A 4,676-nucleotide genomic window follows, 5' to 3' on the forward strand; every position below is an offset into this window, starting at 1 on the left:
GGCTCTCCATTGAGCGTCTTTCCTGCCCGATCAGTCAGGCCGACTGTGCTACCATTTGGCTCGAATGTGATCAGGTACTGGCCAAGCTGACCCTTATGGACAACGCAACCTTCGTTGGCCCAATGCACGCGCTTGCCGGCATCTAGGGTCAGGACCCATTGATTTCGGCTCAGCAGCATGATTCACGGTTCAAAAACGAGCGGTGAATATGTCTGATCTATTCTGGCTGACGGATGCCCATATGGCGCGCCTTGAGCCCTTCTTTCCCAAGTCCCATGGCAAACCACGTGTCGATGACAGGCGTGTGCTGAGCGGGATTATTTTCATCAATCGCAATGGCTTACGCTGGCGTGACGCGGCCGCCGCCTATGGTCCACATAAGACGCTGTACAATCGCTGGAAGCGGTGGAGTGACAAGGGCATCTTCGCACAGATGATGATGGGTCTGGCCGCCGAGCATGGCGAGGAAAAGACCGTCATGATTGACGCGACCTATTTGAAGGCCCACCGCACCGCGACCAGCATGGGCGTCAAAAAAGGGGGCGTGGAGGTCTGATCGGGCGCACCAAGGGCGGCATGAACACCAAACTTCATGCCATTTGCGACAGCCAGGGGCGACCGCTGAACCTGTTTGTCACAGCCGGGCAGGTCAGTGATTACATCGGCGCGCGGGCATTGCTCAGCAGCCTGCCGAATGTCGATTGGTTGCTCGGTGACAGAGGATATGATGCCGATTGGTTCAGAGAAGCGTTGAAAGACAAAGGGATACTTCCCTGCATCCCGGGCCGCAAGCAGCGCAAGAAGTCTGTGAAGTACGACAAGCGCCGCTACAAACGCCGTAACCGGATCGAGATCATGTTCGGGAGGCTCAAAGATTGGAGACGCGTGGCAACGCGATACGACAGATGCCCGAAGGTCTTTCTCTCAGCAATCGCCCTCGCAGCACTCGTCATTTACTGGCTATGAGTCCTGACCCTAGGCTACTGATGGCGTTCTTTCAAATGAGATAACAGACTATGGAACTTCAGCATTCTCAAAAAGCTGCATCAGAGCCTCAACCAGAATATGGAGATTATCAAAGTCAAATGGTGGTCCGGGACTTAGACTAGGGATCCAAAAAAAACGAGTGTAGGCGATCAGGTCGTTATCTTGATCAAAGTCAACATGCAAGAAGCAACCATATTCCTCTCTGGGAGAACCTTTCAGATCACCTGAACAATACAAAAAGTGCCGTGGCAGTTTGCGTGTAGAGTCCGGTTTATACACCAATAGATCAGATGAGAATTTACCCGCCTGAAGGTTGCTCATTCCCTCTTCTGATAGCGCGCCATTGGTGAAAATATCATATTCAGATCCTGAAAAAGATATCGAACCAGATAAGGTATCGAGAGTTATAAAGCTTCTTGTGCTTGGGAAAGAGAAATCTCGGTCCTTTACTCTTAACTCTCCCCACAAAAACGTCAGTTGATCAAACTGTTGCAGAACCTCGCGTACATGCGAGCTATCAAATGGGAACCTTAGAAAGTCAATACCTTCCGAGCCTCGAAACCTACGGTCATAATTGTCGCACAACAAAAACTGTCGATTTTGAAGCTCAACAAGCTTGCCTTTCGGGGCATAGCGTTCGTGTTCATCACAGTTGACTTCTGAATGAGCGGCCTGGGCACCAAGCAACATGGCGGCCAGCACTGAAATTTGGCACAGGCGCGAAAGGATCCGTGACATCAAGATAATAATTCCCCTTTTCACCCAATGGTTGAAATGCAATAGACAGGTATATCTACAGCTGCGCAATGGGGAAAATTGAAATGTACAGATTTTCAGCTGCCGAGGTTGATGCTTTAGTGGCCGCCTCCGAGGGTCTTCTGATTAGCGGCTCTGCCGAGTACGAAGCCACCCTGGAGTTGTTCACTGAGTATGACCCCGCCGTTCCCGGTTCGTTACCACCAGATGCTGTGCTTGGAACATTGGTAGCTGAGAACGCAGATAAGCCTTGGGCGACCTTCTACGCCTTGGCAGCTAAGCTTGCGGAGCAGAATGGAAGCGCCGCTGATAGCAATACGATAGCCTGGTTGGTCGGTGCTGCTGGGGTAAACCGCGGCGATACCGCTGGCTCGAACTTCATCCGTGACTACACAGCCGCGCAAATTGACACTAGATCGGGGCAGGCAATCACAGATGCGCAATTACAAGCGGCGTCTGATCGGATAGCGGAAGACGTTCTTGCAGATATACGGGACAATGGTCGTCTGCTTCCATCGATTTCGGACATAGGAGAGCGAGATGTTACAGGGACATTCGACGCCCTAGCTGAGTTTGGTTTGCCAACGGATATCGCGATCTGGTCAGGCAACTTATTGTTTCCCGGCTTGGGCGATGCAAGTTTCTTCATTGATAATTTGTTGACTAACGCAGGAGAGACCTATGATCTGTTCGTGGCGGCCTATTCAACACAAACAGCTGGATACGGCAGTCTTTTTTCTGCTGGGATGTCCTCCCCTCTCGCACTTTTTGCAAATCGTGCAGAAATTTCTGTAGCAATAAGCGCTGCGTTTGATTTCTTATCAGATGCGTACGGCTCCGATGGGTCTAGTTTGGCTGTTTCGCTCGGAACTAGTGAGGTAGTTGTCGGGTCCAATTCAGCAGATGATACACTGACTGCGGATAGCAACCTCACACTTAGTACTTTCATGCACGGCGGAGGCGGTGACGATACCCTTTTGGGATCACTTGGATACGATATTCTTGATGGTGGAGTAGGAACTGATAGTGCAACCTTCGAGCAGGTTGCAGACCTAGTGTCCAGCAACTTGATGGTTTCTATTCAAGATGTTTCGTCAGCCGCAGATTTTTCGGCAATCGTTTCGGGAAACGGTCCGTTACCTGGGGTGGACATCAACACTACGATTTTTAATGTCGAAGAACTGATTTTGGGCTCTGGCGATGATCGGTTAGTGATTGAAGACTTAACTTCGTCGACAACTTCACTTCAGAGTGTTTCAGGAGGTTCCAACACCGATGAGGGAGACGTTATAGATTTTTCGCTCTCCGCCTTGGGCACAGGCGGGGTTTTTGTTTCGTTGGCTAATGGTACAGCCTCATTTATGTCTGCCGCCTATGAATTGGTGGTAACTAATTTTGAAAACGTAATTGGAGGAAGCGCAGACGACGTTATCATCGGTTCTGATGGTGCAAACATTATCGATGGTGGAGTCGGAAGCGATAGGCTAGTGGGCGGTGGGGGGGACGATCTCATCCGCGCTGATGCCGCTGACCATTCGTTTAACGGGGGCACAGGTCGCGATACCGTTGTTATTCTAGACGACGTTGGCATTGAGTTTGACTTAGCAACTGCCGAGGTTGAGGTTTTCCTGGGCGGCTCAGGCGATGATACGATCTCGGGTACGTCAGGCAGCGATGAGTTGGTCATTATGGTCGGTGGTATCGGCGACGACGAGTTCATTGTGAGTCCCGGCCCGTTTGGCTCTCGAGGTCCGGCAATACTGATGGGAGGCGGTGATGCTGATGCCTATTTTGTTGGGCGTAACGCTCTGGTAGTTAATGCCAACGTTACGGAAGAAAGTATTTTAGATCTGACGATGGAAGATTTGCGGGCGACCGGTCTACAGGTTGAATGGTCTGAAATTTCAGCAATTGTTATAAATCCTGATGCTGAAGACATATTTTTGGGCTTTGGCGGTCAAGGTCCCAGTTTAGCCCCAATATCAGGTGATCCAGAACACTCCTATTTTTTCGATGACTTTTTTGAGACACGACTTGATGGGCACAGTTATTCATTTGAAGAAGAGCTTTCGGGCGGAAATATAGTCAGCGAAGACATCACAACAAGTGGATATGGATTTTTCGGAGATGATAAAAATGATCCCGGAAATTATGAGTTGACGCCGTCTCCCGACTTTACAATTTTTGGGGGAAATTTGGACGGCTCGTCGATTGTCACTACGCTCAATGTGACATTCATGACTAACGGCGACGACAACTTGGTTGGTGGGGCTGGTGACGACCGGATCGCCTACGCCGGGGGCTCCAATGCATATTCAGGCGGTGGAGGAACGAACCATGTGAGTTACGCAATTGCGGGAGCCGTGTCGGTAGATCTTGCTCAGGGAACCGGATCAATCGATGCCGATATCACGTTTGAGATTGACACCTATGTCGACATACAAGGTATCACAGGTTCGGAATTTGATGACGCGGTGACGGGCAGCGCGGAGGCGAATGATCTGAACGGCTTAGGTGGCTCAGATTTGCTCGCGGGCGGACTTGGCGATGACACGCTAAATGGCGGTGCAGACGACGATGTGCTCACCGGTGGCGATGGTAATGATACATATATATTTTACGGGGGCGATGGTATTGACCTCGTCACGGATTTTGACACAAACACCGATCAGTTGCTGATCAACGGACGAGTGTTTGATCCGTCCGACCCAATCGGCGTGACTGTGTCGCAGGCTGGCGCTGATCTTAAAATTGCCTATGGCTCATTTGCGTTCGACGACAACCGGACAAACGAAATCACCCTACAGAGTGTTGACTTGTTAGAATGGCAGAACGGTCCATCTCCAAGTGTAGTCAACGGCACTTCGTCCAATGACAACATCAACGCAAACTTTGTGGACGCAGACGGGAACTTCATTTCCGACCAAGGCCAG

Annotated in this window: 3 protein-coding genes; 2 read left to right on the forward strand and 1 reads right to left on the reverse strand. The window is 50.6% G+C overall.

The genetic code is table 11. The features are described 5' to 3' along the window. Window positions 1-208 precede the first annotated feature (208 nt). A protein-coding gene (locus Q0859_RS21245) for an IS5 family transposase (RefSeq protein ID WP_299155125.1) occupies window positions 209-966 on the forward strand; the annotation gives its coding sequence in 2 pieces (ribosomal slippage) (window positions 209-545 and window positions 545-966; 759 coding nt in all). Window positions 967-1,014: 48 nt separating this feature from the next. On the opposite strand, the gene Q0859_RS21250 is transcribed toward Q0859_RS21245, so the two are convergent. Beyond that, window positions 1,015-1,725, reverse strand: coding sequence for a hypothetical protein (locus Q0859_RS21250; protein WP_299155127.1), 711 nt, complete (start codon window positions 1,723-1,725; stop codon window positions 1,015-1,017). Window positions 1,726-1,793: 68 nt separating this feature from the next. Between Q0859_RS21250 and Q0859_RS21255 the strand changes: the two genes are divergently transcribed. Then, window positions 1,794-4,676: calcium-binding protein (locus Q0859_RS21255; protein WP_299155128.1), on the forward strand; the 2,883-nt coding region annotated here is incomplete at its 3' end.

It is taken from the genome of uncultured Tateyamaria sp. (genome assembly GCF_947497045.1).
Lineage (GTDB): Bacteria > Pseudomonadota > Alphaproteobacteria > Rhodobacterales > Rhodobacteraceae > Tateyamaria.